Here is an 18,700-nt window from a genome sequence, read left to right on the forward strand (position 1 = left end):
TCATCCAATTGAAGTGACCTATCGATGCTTCGAGTTGGATCCAAACACAGAAAGAGATATTAAAGAAAATATCTATGAAAAATTATCAAAGAAATATGGCATGAGTGTAGCACAAGCCAAAGCCAATACACAAAACATGGTCCAAATGGCGAAGGAAGTTGGATTAGATTATCAAATGGATACTCTAATATTAACGAATACCTTTGATGCTCATCGTTTGACGATGTTTGCCCAAACACAGGGCTTAATGAAAGAAATGACAGAACGAATTTTACGTGCTCATTTTACCGAATCCAAACATATTGGTGACCATAAAACATTAACAGAATTAGCAGTAGAAGTCGGATTGAATCGAGATGCTGTTGAAAAAATGCTTGCTAGCGATGATATGACAGAAGCTGTACGTGCGGATGAGCAAACCGCGCAACAATATGGAATTACAGGAGTTCCTTTCTTCCTTATTAATAAAAAATATGCCCTTACTGGAGCACAACCAACTGAAGTATTCGTTCAAGCACTCAAGAAAGTAATTGCAGAGGATGCAATCGTGGTATTAAACGACCAGGATGGAGTTATCTGCGATGAAAATGGTTGTGAAATCCCTAAAAAGTAGTACGTCAGTTTAAGATAAACCCATCAAGCTCAGAGTTTCTAATGCTCTGAGCTTGTCTTTTTATTATTCTGCTTCCTCGCTAAAGCCACGAGTATTTTAGAATACCTCTTGTAGCGGACAGAGAATCTCTTATTTTGTAAAAATGCCTCTAATTTGTATCATTTGCGGACACCAGTTCCGTTATTTGCCAAAAATCAGTTAGAAAAGCTTCAAAATAACAGCATATCGGAATGAGTAGATTAGTTACAAAAATCATAGGTTTTCAGTAGAATAACGGATCCTATGTCCGTTCCCAGTATTAAAAATGTCAGAGGTGCTTTTTTAAACAATCTATTTAGGAAGTGAAAAAACAATATGAAAATGATTGATTCTCATATACATTTAGATCGATATAAGGATAACGAAATTGATTTCATACTGGAGGGTTCGGACTGGATTCAAGCATTATTGACTGTTTCCTACGATTTTGAATCTTGTAAGCGAAATCTTGAATTATCAAGAAAATATCATAAAGTAAAGCCTGCATTTGGGTTTCATCCCGAACAAAGTCTCCCAACTGAAGCGGAGCTTAATAGACTCATTGATTGGATGAATCTGCATCTTAGTGAAATGATGGCTGTTGGAGAGGTAGGTTTACCCTATTACTTAAGACAGGATCAAAAGGTTTCAAATTTCCAGTATGGACGATATTTTGACCTATTAGAGACGTTCGTGAAGTTGGCTAAGAAATGGGATAAGCCAGTAGTACTGCATGCCGTTTATGAGGATGCCCCAATCGTTTGTGATCTTCTTGAAAAACATTCAGTGAAAAAAGCCCATTTTCATTGGTTTAAAGGGGATGAGAAAACCATTACGAGGATGATTAAAAATGGATATTATATTTCCGTTACACCAGAGATTGTCTATAAGGAAAAAATTCAAAAGCTAGTTCAAACCTACCCACTAGAGTTAATCATGATTGAAACAGACGGTCCATGGCCATTCGATGGTCCTTTTTCAGGAAAAATGACTCATCCTAAGATGATGAAGGAATCAATTTCAATAATCGCTAAAATAAAACAACTATCAGAAAATGAGGTTTCAGAAAAAGTTCTAGATAACACCAAGCAATTTTACATGTTATAGAATTATTTTTCCATAAAGTTACATATGAAGGACATTATACTCCTTTTCTAAAGCAGTTTTGTCCATCAGAAGCCTTATGATGGACATTCTGACCCCATTCTAAAGCAGTTTTGTCCATCAGAGGCCATATGATGGACATTTCGACCCCATTCTAAAGCAGTTTTGTCCATCAGAGGCCATATGATGGACATTTCGACCCCATTCTAAAGCAGTTTTGTCCATCAGAGACTTTATGATGAACGAATCATATCCTATTTAAAGGGGTTTTGTCCTTAATGACTTTTTAAAAATTTTGTAATTTGCATCATTACCAATTATTTAGACCCTTAAAAAAAATGGAAAAAATATGCTATTATAAAATCAAGGAGGGAATTGTATGAGCAACAAAAATCGTCTGTTAATCATCGTTTTTCTTTCTTTTATAACAGTCTTTTTATTCTTAAAAGGGGTACACTTATGGTCTTTGGGTACAGCTGTGGATGGAGATGGCGTAGGAATCCATTTTTTCGGTATTGAAATAAATGATCACGTCACTGAAGAGAGTATTCCATCCTATGCAATCGGATTTTTTATTGCAAGTTTGATTACGTTTTCCATTTCTTTGTTAATTACTTGGAAGACTTTTAGGTTTAAAGACCATACCAAATTAGAATAAAGGATCTATCATTATGCCTAAATATAACCTTATCGAAAGATTTTTATTTTTTCCTACTTATATAAACCGAGAAAAACTAAAAAACAAACTCCAAGGTAAAACGATCCTTATCACCGGTGCTAGTTCAGGAATCGGAGAGCAGGTTGCTGATTTTCTTGGTGATTTCCCCGTACAATTGATTTTAGTTGCCAGAAGAGAAGAAAAGCTTTTAACCCTCAAAACCCAAATTGAAAAGCGCACAGCAAAAGTAAGTGTATTTTCAGCTGATCTTCGAAATCAAGAAGAAGTGCAAAATCTGTTAGCGTTCATTCATCAACTTCCTGCAGGACTAGATATTGTTGTGAGCAATGCAGGTAAATCGATAAGAAGATCTATCTTTCATTCATTAGATCGTTACCACGATTTTACTCGAACGATGGCCATTAACTATTTTGCACCTGTACAATTACTTCTATCTTTGATCCCTTTATTACAAAAAAATCAGGGGCAGATTATTAATATTTCAACTATAAATGCCTTATTATGGCCATTCCCTTATTGGGCAGCATATCAAGCCTCAAAAACGGCATTTGATACGTGGTTTCGCTCAGTAGGTCCTGAATTACATGCACTTGGTATTTCGACCTCTACTATTTATCTCCCATTAGTAAAAACACCTATGATACAACCGACTAGAGCTTATCAAACCATGCCAGCAATGAGTTCGCAGCATGTGGCAAAAATAGTATGTAAATCTATGTATACGAAAAAGAAAACCTATAAGCCGTGGTGGATCATTTTCGGACAATTTGCATCACTCATTTTCGGTAAATACTTGGAACGATTACTCGCTATATTTATTAGAAAAAAAGGGGGAGAATATGAAGATAATTAAGCTAATATATGTCCTCTTTAAAATGAGATTACTTTCCCCAATCGGTATTTTTAAGTTAAGTTCAGCCATTTTTAGTAGTGGCATCAATTTATTGACTCTATTAAGTTTCGCCAGTAAAATTTATCCGGATAATACCGCCTTGGTAGATGAAAACGAGACCTTCACTTACCATCAATTATTTACCTTCTGCGAAAAACTATCTATGAATCTATCGCAAAACTATAAGGTAAAGAACGGAGAGAAGGTAGCATTTTTATGTAAAAATCATGCCTCACTCGTTCAGTCTATTTTTGCGTTTTCTCGATTAGGTGCAGACCTCTATTTACTGAATGCAGAAATGAGCAGGGAGCAATTCAAATCATTATTGGCGCAGCATGACTTTGATTATCTTGTCTACGATTATGAAATAACTTCCATGATCGAATTAACAGACTATAACAAAGTGAAGATTTTAAGTTATCATTCGACATTACCTGCCATCAATAACTTATTACTAAGCATTGCCGATGATAAAATCAGATTATGGAGAAATTCCACTAGTAAACTGATGTTACTAACCGGAGGGACAACAGGAGAATCGAAAAGAATAGCCCACAAACCATCATTGATTCAATATCTAAATCCCTTTGTCAGTTTACTCCATAAATTAAGGCTCTTACACTATAAAACGGCCTACATTGCGACTCCGATTTATCATGGATATGGTATCGCCATTTTATTATTATTTATCGCTTTAGGAAAAAAAATAGTAATATGCAAAGGATTTAAAGCAGAAAAAGCCTGTCATTTGATTCGTGAGCATGAAGTTGAGGTTATAACTGTTGTACCACTAATGATACATAAAATGCTAAAACATAATGTTAATGATTTAAAACCCCTTGCTTGTATTGCCTCAGGAGGAGCGAAACTAAACCCGAAGCTGGTCAATGAGGTTTTTAGACAACTTGGAGAAGTTCTTTATAATTTGTACGGTACTACTGAAGCAGGGTTATGTATGATTGCCACACCTAAGGATTTAAAATACTCTCCAGAGACATTAGGAAAAATAATAAAAGGAGTCCTCTTACACGTATTGGATGATCATAAGAAAAAGGTTCCGATTGGGACTGTTGGTCAATTTTGTGTGAAGAATTCTTGGATAATGAAAAACAAGTCTTGGATCAAAACTGGCGACTTAGGTTACCAAGATTCAAAAGGGTATTTCTTTTTATGCGGAAGAACGGATGAAATGATTGTATCTGCTGGTGAAAATGTCTATCCTAACCAACTCGAACATGTATTCTTATATCATCCAGAAATAGAAGAGGCAGCCGTTATCGGGGTGAACGATGAATTATTCGGGCAAAGATTAGTAGCCTTTGTTACTCTTGTTAATAATAGTAAACTATCAAAAGCTGAGCTTTTTGAATGGTTACAACAAAGGGTTGCTAGATTCCAGGTCCCAAAGGACATCATCTTTATGGAGCAAATGCCCTATACATCTTTAGGAAAATTGAATAAAAAGCTCCTTAAAGAAAATATAAATGCATAGAAAAATCATTTATTTGGGGTACTTTTATTTTTTGAATATAATGTGAAACTAAAGAAAAATCTTTTCATCATATTTTCTACGGGGAGTTCTGAAAATCGAGGGACTATAAACGAGTGCATACAGAACAGGAAGGATACATATTATATACCAACTCAGGGTATTTATGGTAAAATATGGACAGTTTGAAAGAAAGAGGTTTAATAGTACAGCAACAGGAGAGGGAACAATGAATTTTTTATGGAAAAACTCAATGGTAAGGTGGTTGATCTTAGCCATTATATTAATCCTTTTTCTCATACCAGGGAAAACAGATCAAATACTTATTCAAAGAGAGGTAAAACCTGTCTATCACTTTTCCATGGATATCTACCAAAATAATATAAATAATTTTGTTCATTTGTTACAGACTGAGCATGGGCTTGGTTTATCAAAGTATCACGTACCTGTTTCGACGGAAATCAAACATTACTTTTCTCGAAGTCTTTGGATTGTTTTTCCAGCCTTCTTTTTAAGTATTTTACTAGGAATAGCAAAAGGGATCTTTGATTATTATTTTTCCGATAAAAAATGGAATGTCATAGGTAATGGCTCCACTTGGTTAGGACAATCTTTGCCAGATTTCTTTTTTGTCATTTCCATCCAATATGTGCTGTTATTGTTGATAAGAATCGGGTTTCCAAAACTAGATTTATTCGGATACGACCATTGGTACAACATCTTTTTTCCAATCGTATTTTTATCGATGTATCCCTTATTTTACATAGCTCGGATTACTTCCTCGGCTCTAGCAACAGAGGAAAACAAAGATTATGTTCGAACAGCCAGGTCAAAAGGTACTTCAACTAGAAATATACTTTTACAGCATATGTTAAAAAATGCTATGTTAACCATTCTTTCTCACTTTTTTACGGTCATGGTTTTATTAATTGGTAGTTTACCAATTGTAGAATTCCTCACATTTTATCGAGGTGCAGCGCGAAGACTGATAGAGGCTTTCGGAATCACGCCAGTAATGGTCCAACCTATGTCTGTTGAAATTGAAACCACTATGGTGATAGGGATCATTGTCATGTTCCTATTATTCTTATTTGTAGCCTTATGGGTGAGTAATATTATCAAGGCTTATGTAGTACCCTCGAGTCAGATAAAAATGACAGATGTGTTTAGCTCTTTACTGTTATTTTTAATCGTTGGTGTTATTCTCACTTTGATTATCTTGTTACCTCGAGATTTAGATTTTATCCCTGTTCAAATGGTCTCAAGTGTATTGATGAAGGTGATTTTATGAGAAAAAATCGAATTCTTACTTTAGGAACGATTGGGATGCTAATCATTTTATTCGTCTCTTTTATAGGTCCTTATTTACCCATTGTTGATTCTAACTTAATAGAAGAAAAACCATTTTTCCGCTATCACAATGGGGTCATGGAGGTGGCACCTTATGCACCATCATCCGATTATTTACTCGGGTCAGATAAAAACGGGCGGGATCTCCTTAGTTTATTAATTGTTGGGACTAGACCGACCCTTTCCTTTGTTCTTTATGTATGCATATTGAGATATTTGCTTGCTGTACCCATTGGTTTGATTGTCTCCAATCCCAGCGGACCACAATATCTTCGTACAATCGTTCAAATATGGAGTAAGTTATCATCGTATGTTCCAACCATATTCATTATTATCCTTCTGGCAAACAGTCCATTCGTTTTATTTTCAGAAAAACGGACCTATTGGATGATCGCTTTGATTGCCCTCATAGAAGTCGGAAGAGTATCGGAGTTTGTCAGTGCACAAATTGAAAAAATTAAATCAGAGGATTTTGTAAGTGCAGGTATCATGGTTGGAAACCGATTTAGTGGTTTAGTAGTCCGCTATTTTTGGCCGCATACTTTGCCGCAAATCGTTATTAACTTTTCATTAGATGTTTCTAGAACTATTTTTTTAATCGGGCAATTAGGGATTTTTTCAATATTCATTTCACACGAGGTAGCCATGGCAGGACTAGACACCTTTAATGTGATGAATACATCGATTACATGGCCGATGCTCTTAACCAACGTCATTCAAGATATTCGGATTCATCCATGGATCCCATTTTGGACATCTTTGTTTATTGCCTTTTCTTCGTTCTCCTTTTATTTACTGAGCGAGGGATTGCGGAAGAAGACTCAATTCCCACATAGCTAATTTTTTTCACTAGAAAATGACAGATACAGAGGGGGGATAAATATGAGTTATAAGCGATTGTTGATCATTTTTTTAACTATTTATCTTTTAGTATCTCTTCCAGACATTCTAGGAGTAGGGTTTGTGGTTATTGATTGGGTTCCTGAAGCATCGTTTTTTCAAAAAATAACAGGGTCTGTTATAAATGGTATTACCGAAAATTATATCTATAAACTAGCTATTGCATTTGCAGTTACTTTATTTGTTTTTGTAATTCGCAGATTTCGATAAGATGTATTGAAGAGAATCGATTATGTTTCGGTTTTTCACAATGATATAGACCAAAAAAAGAGCGAACATCTAACTAGCTGAATGTTCGCTCTTTCTTATTTATCGTTTTTTCTTTTTCGGATCTTCGGCAGCCAGTTTGTTTTTCAAAACCTTTTCCAAAGTCACTTGAACATGAACATTTTTCTCATCAATCGTATCCACGCTAGAAACTTTACCTTTACGACCTTTGATCGTCAAATCATCTCCAACTGCTGGTACACTCTTACGCAACTGACTCAATAAAACATTTTTGTTTTCATAAAAAGATACAACAAACATCTGGTTTCACCTTCTTTAATGGTTTGGATTTATTAGGAATACTTACATTTTAAAAATATAGAATTATAGTCAAATTTAGACCAACATACTAAAATAAAAAACTTAAAAATATGAAAATACAAAAGTGGAGTGGAATCAAGACGATAAAACAGGATAGTGGTCGTAAAATCATTGAATCTGGTTGATAAACATTTCAAAGCGGTTAATAAAAGTTGAAAAAGCGGTTGATAAATTAAAGTCCAAAAAAGTAACTTTGGCGTAATTTTGACGCAAGTAAGATTTTTATCTAAAATAAATAGGAAAATAAAGTAAATGTTAGGATGTTATCTATGAAAATATTAATTGTGGAAGATGATAGAACCATTGCCTCAGGATTAGAGTATTCCTTGCAGCAGGAGAACTATGAAACGATTCTTTGTCATCATGCAGCAGAGGCCAAACAGGTTATTACTAATCAGATAGATTCACTCGATTTATGTCTGTTTGATTTATCTTTGCCGGATGGAAGTGGCTATGATTTATGTTCTCTTGTGAAGAAGCTTTCTGATAAGCCCGTCATTTTTTTAACAGCCTTTGATGATGAAGTGAATGTCGTGATGGGACTTGATATGGGGGCAGATGACTATATTACGAAGCCGTTTCGAATTCGGGAGCTGTTATCACGAATAAAATCTGTACTGCGTCGCTACAACAAACAGATTCAAACAAATTCCATCATCGAAATTAAAAATATTAAAGTAAATACTTTGGAAGGAAAGATTTATCGAGATGGTTCAGAAGTATTCGTAACCGCATTAGAGTATCGCTTATTTTTGATTTTTGCTAACCACATAGGACAAGTTTTAACAAGAAGCCAATTATTAGAGCGAATTTGGGATGTAGCAGGTGATTTTGTCAATGACAACACCCTAACAGTTTATATAAAAAGATTAAGAGAAAAGCTTGAGGAGGATCCTCAGAATCCAATCATCATCAAAACCGTTCGCGGTATGGGCTATAAGGTTGGTGATTAGCATGCTCCGTAACCGAGAGATTCAAATTTATCTTTTTATTCAAAGTTCCATTAGTCTAGTAGCTTTTATAATAGCTGCTATTTTTTTCTCTTTTAAGATTTCAATATTTGTTTTCGTCACGGCGATTTCCCTCGTGGGCTGTCATTTCATTTTTACAAAATGGCGCTATCAGGAAATCAGCAAGCTTTCCCATTATTTACGGAAAATTAGTCATGGTGATTACACTTTAGATGTACGTGAACAAGATGAAGGGGAACTTAGTATTTTAAAAAATGAGATTTACAAAGTAACCTTAATGCTTTCAGAACATAGCTCGTTTTTACAACAGGACAAGGTGAAATTAACGAATGCGATATCAGATATTTCACATCAACTAAAGACACCATTAACCTCGATGATGATTATGGCTGATCTATTAAATGATGGGAAGTTACCTGAAGAAAAAAGACGAGAGTTTACCCAAAATATTCGTATCCAATTGGAGAGAATGCAGTGGCTTGTCTCTTCCTTATTAAAACTTTCCAAAATTGATGCTGGTACTGCCATTTTCAAGAAGGAACAGGTGTTCGTTCATCGTTTAATTGAAAAAGCAGCGGAGTCTACTTTAATTCCAATGGATATCAAACAACAGAGTTTAAAGATAAATGGGGCAGAAGATGTCACCTTTGTGGGAGACTTAAACTGGACGACGGAGGCTATCGTAAATATTTTAAAAAATGCCGTCGAACATACCCCAGAAGGTGGAGTCATATCCATTTCTTATGCTAAGAACCCACTATTCACAGAGATCATCATTGAGGACACTGGAATAGGAATAGCGAATAAGGATATTCCTTATATCTTTAAACGCTTTTATCGAGGCGAGAATGCAGGAGAAGATAGCGTAGGAATTGGCTTAGCCATGGCATATAGCATTATTACCTCCCAAAATGGTGATATCGAGGTTACGAGTGATAGGGAATACGGAACAAGGTTTCATATTAAGTTTTATGCCTTAGTCGTATAAAACCTTAAGTGACTAAATTGTCACTAAATAGTCACCGTAAAGTCATCTTAGGTAGATATACTGAGAGACATCATCAACATTTTGGAGGAAAAACAATGAATATTTTAGAAATAAAGAATCTCTCTAAAGTCTATGGAAAAGGTGAAACGGCTGTTAAAGCTTTAGATGATGTTTCTTTTTCGGTAAAAAAAGGAGAATTCGTTGTCATTATCGGTCCGTCTGGATCTGGCAAATCAACCTTACTGCATTTATTGGGTGGGGTAGACCGACCAACCAGCGGTCAAGTGTTAGTAAATCAAACGGATATTTATAATTTAAATGAGACACAGCTTGCAATCTTCAGACGAAGACAAATAGGTTTAATTTATCAATTTTATAACTTAATCCCGATTTTAACAGTAGAGGAAAATATCACCCTTCCGATGTTGTTGGATGAACAGAAGGTGGATTCAAACCAATTTCATAAAGTGGTTGAAACATTAGGTTTATCCAATCGTTTAAAGCATTTGCCGAACCAGCTATCAGGAGGACAGCAGCAGCGTGTTTCCATTGGCAGAGCGATTATTAGTAATCCAGCCATCATGCTGGCGGATGAACCGACCGGGAATCTTGATACTAAAAACAGCAGTGAAATTATGGATCTGTTAAAAATGTTTAATAAAACCTATAAGCAAACACTCATTGTCATCACTCATGACGAACGCATTGCCTTACAAGCTGATCGTGTTATCGCGATTGAAGATGGAAAGCTTGTAAAGGATGAGGTGATTCGTCCATGAACATCATCAACAAACTGACGATCAGACATTTAAAAGAAAACAAAAAAAGAACACTCGTAACGATTATCGGTGTCATTATATCGGTAGCAATGGTAACGGCAGTGGCCACTCTTGGCGTTTCCTTTTTAAATTTATTGATTAGACAAACGATATCAACAGACGGTGAATGGCATGTTCAATATAAGAATGCTAGTCCCAATCAGATTGAACAGATTGAAAAAGACGAAGCAACGAAAGAACTAGTGATTTCAAGGAACCGCGGCTATGCCAGGTTAGAAGGTTCGAAAAATGATAACAAACCCTATCTATTTATAAAGGAATTTAACAAACAAGGGTTTAAGAATTTTCCCATTTCCTTACTAGAAGGTCGCTTTCCTACCAAAGAAAATGAAGTTCTACTTTCTGAGGAGATTGCCAAAAACGCGAAAGAGCTGTACAAGATTGGCGATCAAATTTCGTTAGAAATCGGTTCTCGCCATTTTATCAAAGGTGATTCGAAAGAACTTACACAAAATGAATCCATACAATGGGATGGAGATAAGATAAACGAAACGATAAAGGATGGAAAAAACGCTTCCTTCACGATTGTTGGAATTATTGAACGTCCGAATTGGGAGCCAACCTGGTCTCCTGGGTACACGGTTCTTGGTTATGTGGAGAAAGGATTGTTAGGTGATACAGATCAAGCAGATGCCATCGTTGTGGTGAAAAAAATAAAAACCTCATTGTTTCAGCATGCTGAATCTTTAGCCCATCATCTTGGCATTGAGAAGATATATTTTAATGATAATTTGCTGCGTTTCTATGGGGTAACCGACAATGACAATTTGAGAACAACCTTATTTGGGTTAGCTGCTATGATTATGGGAGTTATCATAATTGGTTCTATTGCTTTAATTTATAATGCTTTTGCCATTAGTGTTTCAGAACGAGCCAGACATTTAGGAATGCTTTCAAGTGTAGGCGCGACGAAAAAGCAAAAGCGTAATTCCGTTTTCTTTGAAGGATTCGTGATTGGAACCATTAGTATCCCAATTGGAATTGTATCAGGATTAGTTGGAATAGGAGTCACCTTTTGGGTTATCAATTCCTTTTTAGAAGATGCTCTCGGAACTTCTGAAAAATTAAAGTTGATTGTGACTCCCGTTTCGATTCTTATATCTTGTGTCATCTCGATTACTACCATATTTATTTCAACTTACTTGCCTGCTCGAAAAGCTTCACAGATAACCGCCATTGATGCCATACGTCAGACTCAAGATGTTAATTTGACCGGAAAAGCCGTCAAAACATCCAAGTTCATTCGGAAGCTATTTGGATTTGAAGCGGAAATAGGGTTAAAGAATTTAAAAAGAAATAAGCGAAGATATCAAGCTACCGTGTTTTCCTTGATTATTAGTATCGTCCTATTTTTATCTGTTTCCTTTTTTACCACAAATTTAAAGAAATCATTGGTGCTTTCACAAGATAACTTTAATTTTGATATCCAAGTTTATAGTGGTAAAGCTGAAAATGCAGAGGTATTCAAAAGCTTTTCCAATCTTCAAAATGTCACCAATAACTCTGTTGTGAAAAGAATCAATCTCACTACATGGCTAGATGAATCAATGATTTCAAAGGAATTAAAGGAGAATTTAGCTCAAGATAGAAGCATTTTGAAGGATGGGAAGTATCCTTATATGGTCATCCTGAATGGATTAGATCAAGAGAGCTTTGCTGATTATGCCCAAAATGTAGGAGTTAATTGGGGAGAAATAAAAGATTCTAAGATTCCATCTGCCATTGTTATCGACCAGATTTCTTATGACGATTATGTAAACAATAAGGTCATTGAGACGAAATCCATTCATACAAAACCTGGTCAAGTCATTGATTTATTTTCATTAAATACAGAAAATGGTGAAGAAGAATTTTTTAGTAAAATAAAGATAGGAGCCCTAACTGAAAAAATTCCGGTAGGCGAATACCAGGGAGGACCAGCCCGTTTAGATATTATTGTTCCTGAGGAAACCATAAATTCCATCATCACAAAGGATTTATACAGTCAAATCCAATCCATGGCGTATTTGAATTCATCCGACCCGATGGAAACACAAGAGGCACTTGAGGATGTAAAAACAACAGATATGCATATTTATAATATCTACCAATCCCGACAGCAGGAACAACAAATCGTCATGCTAATGTCTATCTTTACCTATGGGTTTATTGTATTAATAACCTTGATTTCGATGGCAAATATTTTCAATACCATTTCAACAAGCATTTCCCTGCGAAAACGTGAATTTGCCATGTTAAAATCAGTCGGCATGACACCAAAAAGCTTTCAAAAAATGATTCATTATGAAAGCATCTTCTATGGTTTAAAGGCACTTTTATATGGGATTCCAATTAGCATAGGGGTTATGGCACTCATCTATCGTGCGCTAATAAACACATTTGATTATGGTTTCACTCTGCCATGGTTAAGTATTTTCTATGTGATTTTAGCCATTTTTATCATTGTCGGCTCAGCGATGATTTACTCCATGAGTAAGGTGAAAAAGGAAAATATCATTGATGTATTAAAGCAGGAGAGTATTTAAATATCTACGAAAAGAGATGAAATTCTAGTTGATTTCATCTTTTTTCATTTGGTGAAAAGAAGGAATTTCCTTTTAAAATAGAGAAATAGGATTACATATAAAAGAATGAGAGGATTTATATCATGACGAAAAGTATTATGGATTATCCATCACTTGAAACAGATCGACTAAACCTTCAAATATTAAATTTGGAAGATGCCAAAGCCGTTTTTACACATTTTTCCGACCCGGATGTTACAGAGTTTATGGATATTAATCCATGTAAAAATATAGAAGAAGCTGAAGAAATTATTAACTTTCATCTCCAGGATACAGGATGCAGATGGGGAGTATTTGCTAAAGACAGTTCTGAGTTAATGGGAACACTCGGCTATCACTATATCAGAAGAACAACTGATGAATTCATTGCCGAAATTGGATTTGATTTAGCAAAGAGATACTGGGGTAAAGGGATTATGTCTGAAGCAATAAGAGAAGTAATAGCCTATGGATTTAATCAAATGGGACTTACCAAGATAGATGCAACCGTAGAACCAGAAAACCAGAGGTCTATTCAATTAATGACGAAATTAGGATTTACTAGAGAAGAAGAACTACAAGATAACTTAATCTATTTTTATTTAAAGAAATAGCAACATTATAAAATACTTATCATCTAAAAAAGGTCACCGTAGAACACGGTGACCCATTTCTTTTAAAAAAGTAATTTAACCAAAAATAGACTAACAGTACCCATAATACAAGACGAGATTAACCCAACAAGGAGCGGTCGAATCCCAACCGCTTTGATTTTTTTAAAATCAGTTCCTAATCCAACGCTTGCCATCACCATTAAGATGATAAACTTAGCCACATCTGAAGAAATATGAACAAAGGTTGTTGGTAAAGGAAAAATGGTATTTAAAGCGGCGGCCCCTGCAAAAATTAAAATGAAAAAAGGGAAGACTTTACTTATTTTCAGCTTACTTTTATTCGAATCTACCTTACTATTTTTCATAGAAATATAGATGGATAAAATGATGGACACAGGAACAAGCATTAATGTTCGAATTAATTTCACGACAACAGAGGTATCCCCAGCAGGACCGCTATAGCTATATCCGGCAGCCACAACAGAAGAGGTATCATGAATAGCGGTTCCTGCCCAAACACCAAACTGATGATCTGGCATAGATAAAACATGACCTATAAACGGATAAATCAGGACAGCTAATACGTTAAAAGCAAAGATGGTGTTGACGGCATAAACGATATCCTCATCTGTTGCTTTGATAATCGGCCCAGAAGTAGCGATCGCCGTGGCTCCACATATCCCCGTTCCTAAACTGATTAATAACGGAATATTGCCCTCTAATTTAAACAATCTTCCAATAAAGTAGGTTAAAAAGATCCCAGCAATTACGGCAACGAGTATGATGGTAATCGCATTCAGACCAACCTTAAATATTTGAGTAAAACTAAAGCTGAACCCCAGTAAAATAATCGCTAGTTTTAGTAATTTTTTCAGCGTATAGCTAATGCCATCCAAGAATATTTGAGGAACCCCTAAAAATTGTCTAATCAGAATTCCGAGAATAATAGCCATGACAGCTCCACCAATTAATGGAAAATCTTCCCCTAAGGAATTGGCTATAAAACCAATTACCATTACAAATACAATCCCAGGAATATTTTTCGAAAAAAAGGAATTTGTCTGGAGTGAAAATCTAGGTGCTTCCTTTTTGGAACTTTCAAGCAGGCTTTTCATGTAAAACCTCCCATATTTTTAATTGTTGATAAAACTTATCGGTTAACCTTCATTTTAAAATCCGTTTTCTATACTAACACTAACTATTTCATTTTGACTAGTATTAAAATTACTATTATGTCTATTTAAAGTTCATATAAATTTTTATCGCTATCTTGCTTGCTTCTATTTAGACTTATAGAATAAATAGAGTAGGAGGATAAAATACCATGTCAGTAGGAATGATGATACTAATCTATGCCTTTGTGATGTTTTTATTTTGGTTGGGCTTTTCTTATATGTACAAGGTTCTTTATAATGAGCGAAAAATTATTTGTTATTCATGTAAGAAAAAAGTAAGAGACAGTGGTGGTAGAAGATGTTCCAAATGCGGTGGGATGCTTTACGAAGACTAAATTTGATTTCTAACATAGAACTTACATGAAAAAAAGGATGATTTGATGCCGTTTGATTTAGATCCGTCAATATTAATGATATTAGTTGTTTTTGGCTTCTTAGCTGCATTTATTGATTCGGTTGTCGGTGGCGGCGGATTAATTGCTTTGCCGGCTTTACTTTTTACAGGTCTTTCCCCAGCTTCAGCGGTTGCAACCAATAAACTCGCAGGAACGATGGGCTCCCTAACAAGTACGATTATGTTTTATCGTTCTGGTAAGCTTGATATAAAATCGGTGTATAAGCTGTTTCCACTAACTTTTATTGGCTCGATGATTGGGGCATGGATCGTCCATTTAATGAATCCTGAAGTCCTTAAGCCTTTAATGCTTGTCATGCTCGCTGGTGTAGCGGTTTACACCATTTTCAAAAAAAATTGGGGCACGATTTCGGTTAAAAAAGAATTATCGATTTATCACATGATTTTATTTGTCGTTTTAATCTTTACGATTGGTTTTTATGATGGATTTATTGGTCCAGGTACAGGTTCCTTTTTAATCTTTGCTTTTTTAATGCTTGGTTTTGATTTCTTAAAAGCAGCTGGTAATGCAAAGTTTTTAAACTTCGGAAGCAATGTTGCAGCTTTATTGATGTTCATGTATTTAGGACAAATCAATTATGCATACGGTTTGCCAATGGGACTTGCCCAGTTGGCAGGAGCAATAGTGGGCTCCAAATTTGCCATCAAACAAGGGACAGGCTATGTTCGAGCACTATTCATACTAGTTACTTTTTTATTATTAGCTAAAAACACTTATGATTATTTTCATTAATAAATTCAGCATCTATTTCTAAGAAATAGGTGTTTTTTTATTTCGCCATTAAAAGTCACAAATTCCGATAAAAATAGTTGACATTAGCCTAAACCATTATATAATAAACTAAGTGATTTAATTCCGATTAAACTAATGTGAATTATACGAAAAGCGGTGATGATATGTTCTTACAAATGAAAAACATAAATAAACAATTTACCAATCAAAAACAAACCAGTGATGTTCTTAAACATATTGATTTAGATATTAAAGAAGGGGAGTTTGTTTGCATTTTAGGCCCATCAGGCTGTGGAAAATCTACCTTATTATCCATTGTGGCAGGATTAACAAAACCGACAAGCGGTGAGGTGCTGCTAAATGGAAATCCGATTAAAAAACCCGGAAAAGACCGAGGAATGGTTTTTCAACAAGCCGCATTGTTTCCATGGATGACAGTAGAAGAAAATGTCATGTTTCCATTAAGAAAAGAAATGAAAAAAAGTGAAGCAAGAGAATTGGCTCATCACTATTTACAGATGGTTCAGCTAAGTAATTATACCAAGCATTCTCCACATGAGTTATCCGGCGGGATGCAACAGCGTGTCGCCATTGCGAGAGCCCTTTCGATGAATCCGAAGGTATTACTTATGGATGAACCATTTGGCGCCCTTGACGAACAAACACGCTCAAGGCTTCATCATGAGTTAGAAAAGATCTGGTTGGAAACGAAAAAGACCATTTTATTTGTTACGCATAGTATTAGTGAGTCCATTAAGTTATCTGACAGAATTATCGTGATGGGAACAAGACCAGGAGTCGTACTTGAAGATATTCAAGTAAAGATTCCTAGACCACGTGCCTCACATCCACAAGCGGTTGCAAAATTGGAAGAAAAAATTATGGGCTTACTACAACTAGAAATTGATAAAGTCGTGAAAGAGGAATTAGCTTATGCAGCGAACAATTAAACGAATTATATTCTTTGCACTTTTGCTTGTGATTTGGCAAATGGTTGTAAGAGGATTAGATATTTCATCCGCACTGATGCCAGCACCAACAGACGTATCCAACGCACTAGTCCAAGGATTTTCAGATAAAACATTAATTTATGATATTTTGGCAAGTTTTAGAAGATTAGCGATTGGTTTAAGTATTGCGATTGTGATTGGAATTGGTTTAGGAATTCTTTTAGCCAAAAATAAAACAGCCGACGAAACATTAGGCACCTTAATATTAGCCCTACAAAGTGTACCAAGTATTGTTTGGCTGCCAATTGCCATCATGTGGTTTGGTCTAAATGAAAGCTCCGTTATTTTTATTGTTATATTGGGGGCCACTCTTGTTATGACCATCAATATGAGAATTGGAATTAAGAATGTACCGCCGCTTTACATTAAAGCAGCACAAACGATGGGTTCTAGAGGAATTGATATGTTTACAAAGGTGATTTTCCCAGCATCCATCCCATACGCGGTAACTGGCGTGAGACTTGGTTGGGCTTTTGCATGGCGCGCATTAATGGCAGGGGAGATTTTAAGTACGGGACCTGGATTAGGTTACACACTTAAGTATGCCTCAGACTTCGGAAACATGAGTATGGTAATTGGCATCATGATCATTATTGGTGTCATCGGCACCATTGTAGATATTATTTTCTTCCAACGAATTGAACAAAATGTTATTCGTCGTTGGGGATTAGAAACAAGTAACTAAGGGGGAAGACACATGAATAAGAAAACAAAAATTTTAGGGGCATCATTTTTACTAAGTATGGGATTATTAGCAGGTTGCGGCACAGATAGCACAAATGGCAGCGCTGGTTCTGATAAAGCTGAAAAAACGGTTGTAATTGGTTATTTCCCAAATATTGATCATGCTCCAGCGATGGTTGCAAAAGAAAAAGGCTATTATGAAAAGGAATTAGGTTCAGATGTTCATATAGAATACAAAACATTCCCAGATGGCGGTGCTTTTATGACAGCACTAAAAACGGGTGATATTGATGCAGGTTTAGTTGGACCAGGTCCGGTTATGAACAACTTTACAAACGGTGCTGATGTCAAAATTATTGCTGGTGCTTCATCAGGTGGGACTGCGATTGTTGCTAGCAAGAAGAGTGGGATCGATTCCATTGAAGATTTCGGTGGAAAAACGTTTATCACTCCTGGTGTAGGATGTACACATGATGTTCAAATGGAAACTTTTTTACAAGAATACGGTGTGACTTCTGCAAGAATTGGCGGTTCATTAAAGCATGTAACAGGAAATCCCGCTCAATACGCAAGCATGTTTGAATCAGGCAAAGTTGATTTAGCTGCTGTTCCAGAGCCATGGGCTTCTCAGTTAGTAAAAGACGTTGGCGCAAAAATTATTGTTGATAGCAACGAAATCGCTTATGGTAAAACATTACCAAATACGATTTTAGTTTCTAGCGGTAAAAAAATCGAAAAGAACAAAGATGTGATTGCTAAAATTGTAAAAGCTCAAGAAGAAGCCATCGCATTCATCAAACAAAATCCAGAAGAAGCGAAAGAAATTACGATTAAGAGTATTAAAGAAATCACCAAACAAGACCTAGACAAAGACGTAGTAGATACTGCTTGGACACATATCCGCTTTACAGATGAAGTCAATCAAGATGTTATTCAACAGTTCGCTGACTCTTCTTTTGATCTTCACTTCTTAAAAGAAAAGCCAGACTTTGCTTCTTTAATTGATACTCAATTTATTAACTAATCGATTGGGAGGGGTGCTAAGGAGCAAAATCTTAGCATCCTCTTCCTTTTTGTTGGATAATGAACCGCTTT

Annotated in this window: 20 protein-coding genes; 18 read left to right on the top strand and 2 right to left on the bottom strand. The window is 35.7% G+C overall.

All coding sequences use genetic code 11. The features are described 5' to 3' along the window. Positions 1 to 7 precede the first annotated feature (7 nt). The 8 genes from ACSBPO_RS11445 to ACSBPO_RS11480 all read left to right on the top strand — a co-directional run bounded on the left by ACSBPO_RS11445 (position 8) and on the right by ACSBPO_RS11480 (position 7,255). Positions 8 to 613 carry a DsbA family oxidoreductase gene (locus ACSBPO_RS11445; RefSeq protein ID WP_442600352.1) on the top strand — a complete coding sequence of 202 codons (606 nt, stop codon included), beginning with the start codon at positions 8 to 10 and terminating at the stop codon, positions 611 to 613. 354 nt (positions 614 to 967) lie between these two features. Continuing rightward, positions 968 to 1,738: a TatD family hydrolase gene (locus ACSBPO_RS11450; protein ID WP_442600174.1), complete on the top strand. Its 771-nt coding sequence runs from the start codon at positions 968 to 970 to the stop codon at positions 1,736 to 1,738. Positions 1,739 to 2,114: 376 nt separating this feature from the next. Then, a complete protein-coding gene (locus ACSBPO_RS11455; protein WP_442600175.1) occupies positions 2,115 to 2,393 on the top strand; it encodes a hypothetical protein in 279 nt (92 codons plus the stop codon). Between the two features lie 13 nt (positions 2,394 to 2,406). Beyond that, entirely contained in the window at positions 2,407 to 3,267 is an 861-nt protein-coding gene (locus tag ACSBPO_RS11460) for an SDR family NAD(P)-dependent oxidoreductase (RefSeq protein WP_442600176.1), read from the top strand. Further along, complete coding sequence (locus ACSBPO_RS11465) at positions 3,254 to 4,798, top strand: AMP-binding protein (RefSeq protein ID WP_442600177.1); 1,545 nt, start codon at positions 3,254 to 3,256, stop codon at positions 4,796 to 4,798. The genes ACSBPO_RS11460 and ACSBPO_RS11465 overlap by 14 nt, the downstream gene beginning before the upstream one ends. A gap of 226 nt (positions 4,799 to 5,024) precedes the next feature. Next, on the top strand, positions 5,025 to 6,086 hold the full coding sequence (locus tag ACSBPO_RS11470; protein ID WP_442600178.1) for an ABC transporter permease subunit: 1,062 nt from the start codon (positions 5,025 to 5,027) through the stop codon (positions 6,084 to 6,086). Further along, on the top strand, positions 6,083 to 6,985 hold the full coding sequence (locus ACSBPO_RS11475; RefSeq protein ID WP_442600179.1) for an ABC transporter permease: 903 nt from the start codon (positions 6,083 to 6,085) through the stop codon (positions 6,983 to 6,985). Before ACSBPO_RS11470 ends, ACSBPO_RS11475 begins: the two co-directional genes overlap by 4 nt. A 42-nt stretch (positions 6,986 to 7,027) precedes the next feature. Next, positions 7,028 to 7,255: a hypothetical protein gene (locus tag ACSBPO_RS11480; RefSeq protein ID WP_442600180.1), complete on the top strand. Its 228-nt coding sequence runs from the start codon at positions 7,028 to 7,030 to the stop codon at positions 7,253 to 7,255. 99 nt (positions 7,256 to 7,354) lie between these two features. Here the strand turns inward: ACSBPO_RS11480 and ACSBPO_RS11485 are convergent, their stop codons facing one another. Then, positions 7,355 to 7,573, bottom strand: coding sequence for a hypothetical protein (locus ACSBPO_RS11485; RefSeq protein ID WP_442600181.1), 219 nt, complete (start codon positions 7,571 to 7,573; stop codon positions 7,355 to 7,357). A gap of 329 nt (positions 7,574 to 7,902) precedes the next feature. On the opposite strand from ACSBPO_RS11485, the gene ACSBPO_RS11490 reads away from it, so the two are divergent. The 5 genes from ACSBPO_RS11490 to ACSBPO_RS11510 all read left to right on the top strand — a co-directional run bounded on the left by ACSBPO_RS11490 (position 7,903) and on the right by ACSBPO_RS11510 (position 13,588). Continuing rightward, a complete protein-coding gene (locus ACSBPO_RS11490) occupies positions 7,903 to 8,586 on the top strand; it encodes a response regulator transcription factor (RefSeq protein WP_442600182.1) in 684 nt (227 codons plus the stop codon). Between the two features lies 1 nt (position 8,587). Beyond that, on the top strand, positions 8,588 to 9,592 hold the full coding sequence (locus ACSBPO_RS11495) for a sensor histidine kinase (RefSeq protein ID WP_442600183.1): 1,005 nt from the start codon (positions 8,588 to 8,590) through the stop codon (positions 9,590 to 9,592). A 95-nt stretch (positions 9,593 to 9,687) separates the two neighbouring features. Further along, positions 9,688 to 10,371 carry an ABC transporter ATP-binding protein gene (locus ACSBPO_RS11500; protein ID WP_442600184.1) on the top strand — a complete coding sequence of 228 codons (684 nt, stop codon included), beginning with the start codon at positions 9,688 to 9,690 and terminating at the stop codon, positions 10,369 to 10,371. Next, positions 10,368 to 12,956: an ABC transporter permease gene (locus ACSBPO_RS11505; protein WP_442600185.1), complete on the top strand. Its 2,589-nt coding sequence runs from the start codon at positions 10,368 to 10,370 to the stop codon at positions 12,954 to 12,956. Before ACSBPO_RS11500 ends, ACSBPO_RS11505 begins: the two co-directional genes overlap by 4 nt. A gap of 122 nt (positions 12,957 to 13,078) precedes the next feature. Then, complete coding sequence (locus tag ACSBPO_RS11510; protein WP_442600186.1) at positions 13,079 to 13,588, top strand: GNAT family N-acetyltransferase; 510 nt, start codon at positions 13,079 to 13,081, stop codon at positions 13,586 to 13,588. Between the two features lie 62 nt (positions 13,589 to 13,650). Here ACSBPO_RS11510 and ACSBPO_RS11515 read toward each other — a convergent pair whose 3' ends face one another. Next, positions 13,651 to 14,703: a YeiH family protein gene (locus ACSBPO_RS11515; RefSeq protein WP_442600187.1), complete on the bottom strand. Its 1,053-nt coding sequence runs from the start codon at positions 14,701 to 14,703 to the stop codon at positions 13,651 to 13,653. Between the two features lie 209 nt (positions 14,704 to 14,912). On the opposite strand from ACSBPO_RS11515, the gene ACSBPO_RS11520 reads away from it, so the two are divergent. The 5 genes from ACSBPO_RS11520 to ACSBPO_RS11540 all read left to right on the top strand — a co-directional run bounded on the left by ACSBPO_RS11520 (position 14,913) and on the right by ACSBPO_RS11540 (position 18,629). Beyond that, positions 14,913 to 15,098, top strand: a complete 186-nt coding sequence (locus tag ACSBPO_RS11520) for a hypothetical protein (RefSeq protein ID WP_442600188.1) — start codon at positions 14,913 to 14,915, stop codon at positions 15,096 to 15,098. Between the two features lie 45 nt (positions 15,099 to 15,143). After that, positions 15,144 to 15,911, top strand: coding sequence for a TSUP family transporter (locus ACSBPO_RS11525; RefSeq protein ID WP_442600189.1), 768 nt, complete (start codon positions 15,144 to 15,146; stop codon positions 15,909 to 15,911). Positions 15,912 to 16,075: 164 nt separating this feature from the next. Beyond that, positions 16,076 to 16,861, top strand: a complete 786-nt coding sequence (locus ACSBPO_RS11530; protein ID WP_442600190.1) for an ABC transporter ATP-binding protein — start codon at positions 16,076 to 16,078, stop codon at positions 16,859 to 16,861. Then, positions 16,845 to 17,606 (top strand): ABC transporter permease, encoded by a 762-nt coding sequence (locus ACSBPO_RS11535; RefSeq protein ID WP_442600191.1) that lies wholly within the window; start codon positions 16,845 to 16,847, stop codon positions 17,604 to 17,606. Before ACSBPO_RS11530 ends, ACSBPO_RS11535 begins: the two co-directional genes overlap by 17 nt. 12 nt (positions 17,607 to 17,618) lie before the next feature. Next, positions 17,619 to 18,629 carry an aliphatic sulfonate ABC transporter substrate-binding protein gene (locus tag ACSBPO_RS11540; protein ID WP_442600192.1) on the top strand — a complete coding sequence of 337 codons (1,011 nt, stop codon included), beginning with the start codon at positions 17,619 to 17,621 and terminating at the stop codon, positions 18,627 to 18,629. Positions 18,630 to 18,700: the final 71 nt, after the last annotated feature.

The sequence above is a fragment of the Neobacillus sp. D3-1R genome (assembly GCF_052180215.1).
Lineage (GTDB): Bacteria > Bacillota > Bacilli > Bacillales > Cytobacillaceae > Pseudoneobacillus.

Excerpts from the sequence above, each read along its gene's own strand:
- ACSBPO_RS11450 (WP_442600174.1), top strand. The coding sequence starts at position 968 with ATGAAAATGATTGATTCTCATATACATTTAGATCGATATAAGGATAAC.
- ACSBPO_RS11455 (WP_442600175.1), top strand. The coding sequence starts at position 2,115 with ATGAGCAACAAAAATCGTCTGTTAATCATCGTTTTTCTTTCTTTTATA.
- ACSBPO_RS11460 (WP_442600176.1), top strand. The coding sequence starts at position 2,407 with ATGCCTAAATATAACCTTATCGAAAGATTTTTATTTTTTCCTACTTAT.
- ACSBPO_RS11465 (WP_442600177.1), top strand. The coding sequence starts at position 3,254 with ATGAAGATAATTAAGCTAATATATGTCCTCTTTAAAATGAGATTACTT.
- ACSBPO_RS11470 (WP_442600178.1), top strand. The coding sequence starts at position 5,025 with ATGAATTTTTTATGGAAAAACTCAATGGTAAGGTGGTTGATCTTAGCC.
- ACSBPO_RS11475 (WP_442600179.1), top strand. The coding sequence starts at position 6,083 with ATGAGAAAAAATCGAATTCTTACTTTAGGAACGATTGGGATGCTAATC.
- ACSBPO_RS11480 (WP_442600180.1), top strand. The coding sequence starts at position 7,028 with ATGAGTTATAAGCGATTGTTGATCATTTTTTTAACTATTTATCTTTTA.
- ACSBPO_RS11485 (WP_442600181.1), bottom strand. The coding sequence starts at position 7,573 with ATGTTTGTTGTATCTTTTTATGAAAACAAAAATGTTTTATTGAGTCAG.
- ACSBPO_RS11490 (WP_442600182.1), top strand. The coding sequence starts at position 7,903 with ATGAAAATATTAATTGTGGAAGATGATAGAACCATTGCCTCAGGATTA.
- ACSBPO_RS11495 (WP_442600183.1), top strand. The coding sequence starts at position 8,588 with ATGCTCCGTAACCGAGAGATTCAAATTTATCTTTTTATTCAAAGTTCC.
- ACSBPO_RS11500 (WP_442600184.1), top strand. The coding sequence starts at position 9,688 with ATGAATATTTTAGAAATAAAGAATCTCTCTAAAGTCTATGGAAAAGGT.
- ACSBPO_RS11505 (WP_442600185.1), top strand. The coding sequence starts at position 10,368 with ATGAACATCATCAACAAACTGACGATCAGACATTTAAAAGAAAACAAA.
- ACSBPO_RS11510 (WP_442600186.1), top strand. The coding sequence starts at position 13,079 with ATGACGAAAAGTATTATGGATTATCCATCACTTGAAACAGATCGACTA.
- ACSBPO_RS11515 (WP_442600187.1), bottom strand. The coding sequence starts at position 14,703 with ATGAAAAGCCTGCTTGAAAGTTCCAAAAAGGAAGCACCTAGATTTTCA.
- ACSBPO_RS11520 (WP_442600188.1), top strand. The coding sequence starts at position 14,913 with ATGTCAGTAGGAATGATGATACTAATCTATGCCTTTGTGATGTTTTTA.
- ACSBPO_RS11525 (WP_442600189.1), top strand. The coding sequence starts at position 15,144 with ATGCCGTTTGATTTAGATCCGTCAATATTAATGATATTAGTTGTTTTT.
- ACSBPO_RS11530 (WP_442600190.1), top strand. The coding sequence starts at position 16,076 with ATGTTCTTACAAATGAAAAACATAAATAAACAATTTACCAATCAAAAA.
- ACSBPO_RS11535 (WP_442600191.1), top strand. The coding sequence starts at position 16,845 with ATGCAGCGAACAATTAAACGAATTATATTCTTTGCACTTTTGCTTGTG.
- ACSBPO_RS11540 (WP_442600192.1), top strand. The coding sequence starts at position 17,619 with ATGAATAAGAAAACAAAAATTTTAGGGGCATCATTTTTACTAAGTATG.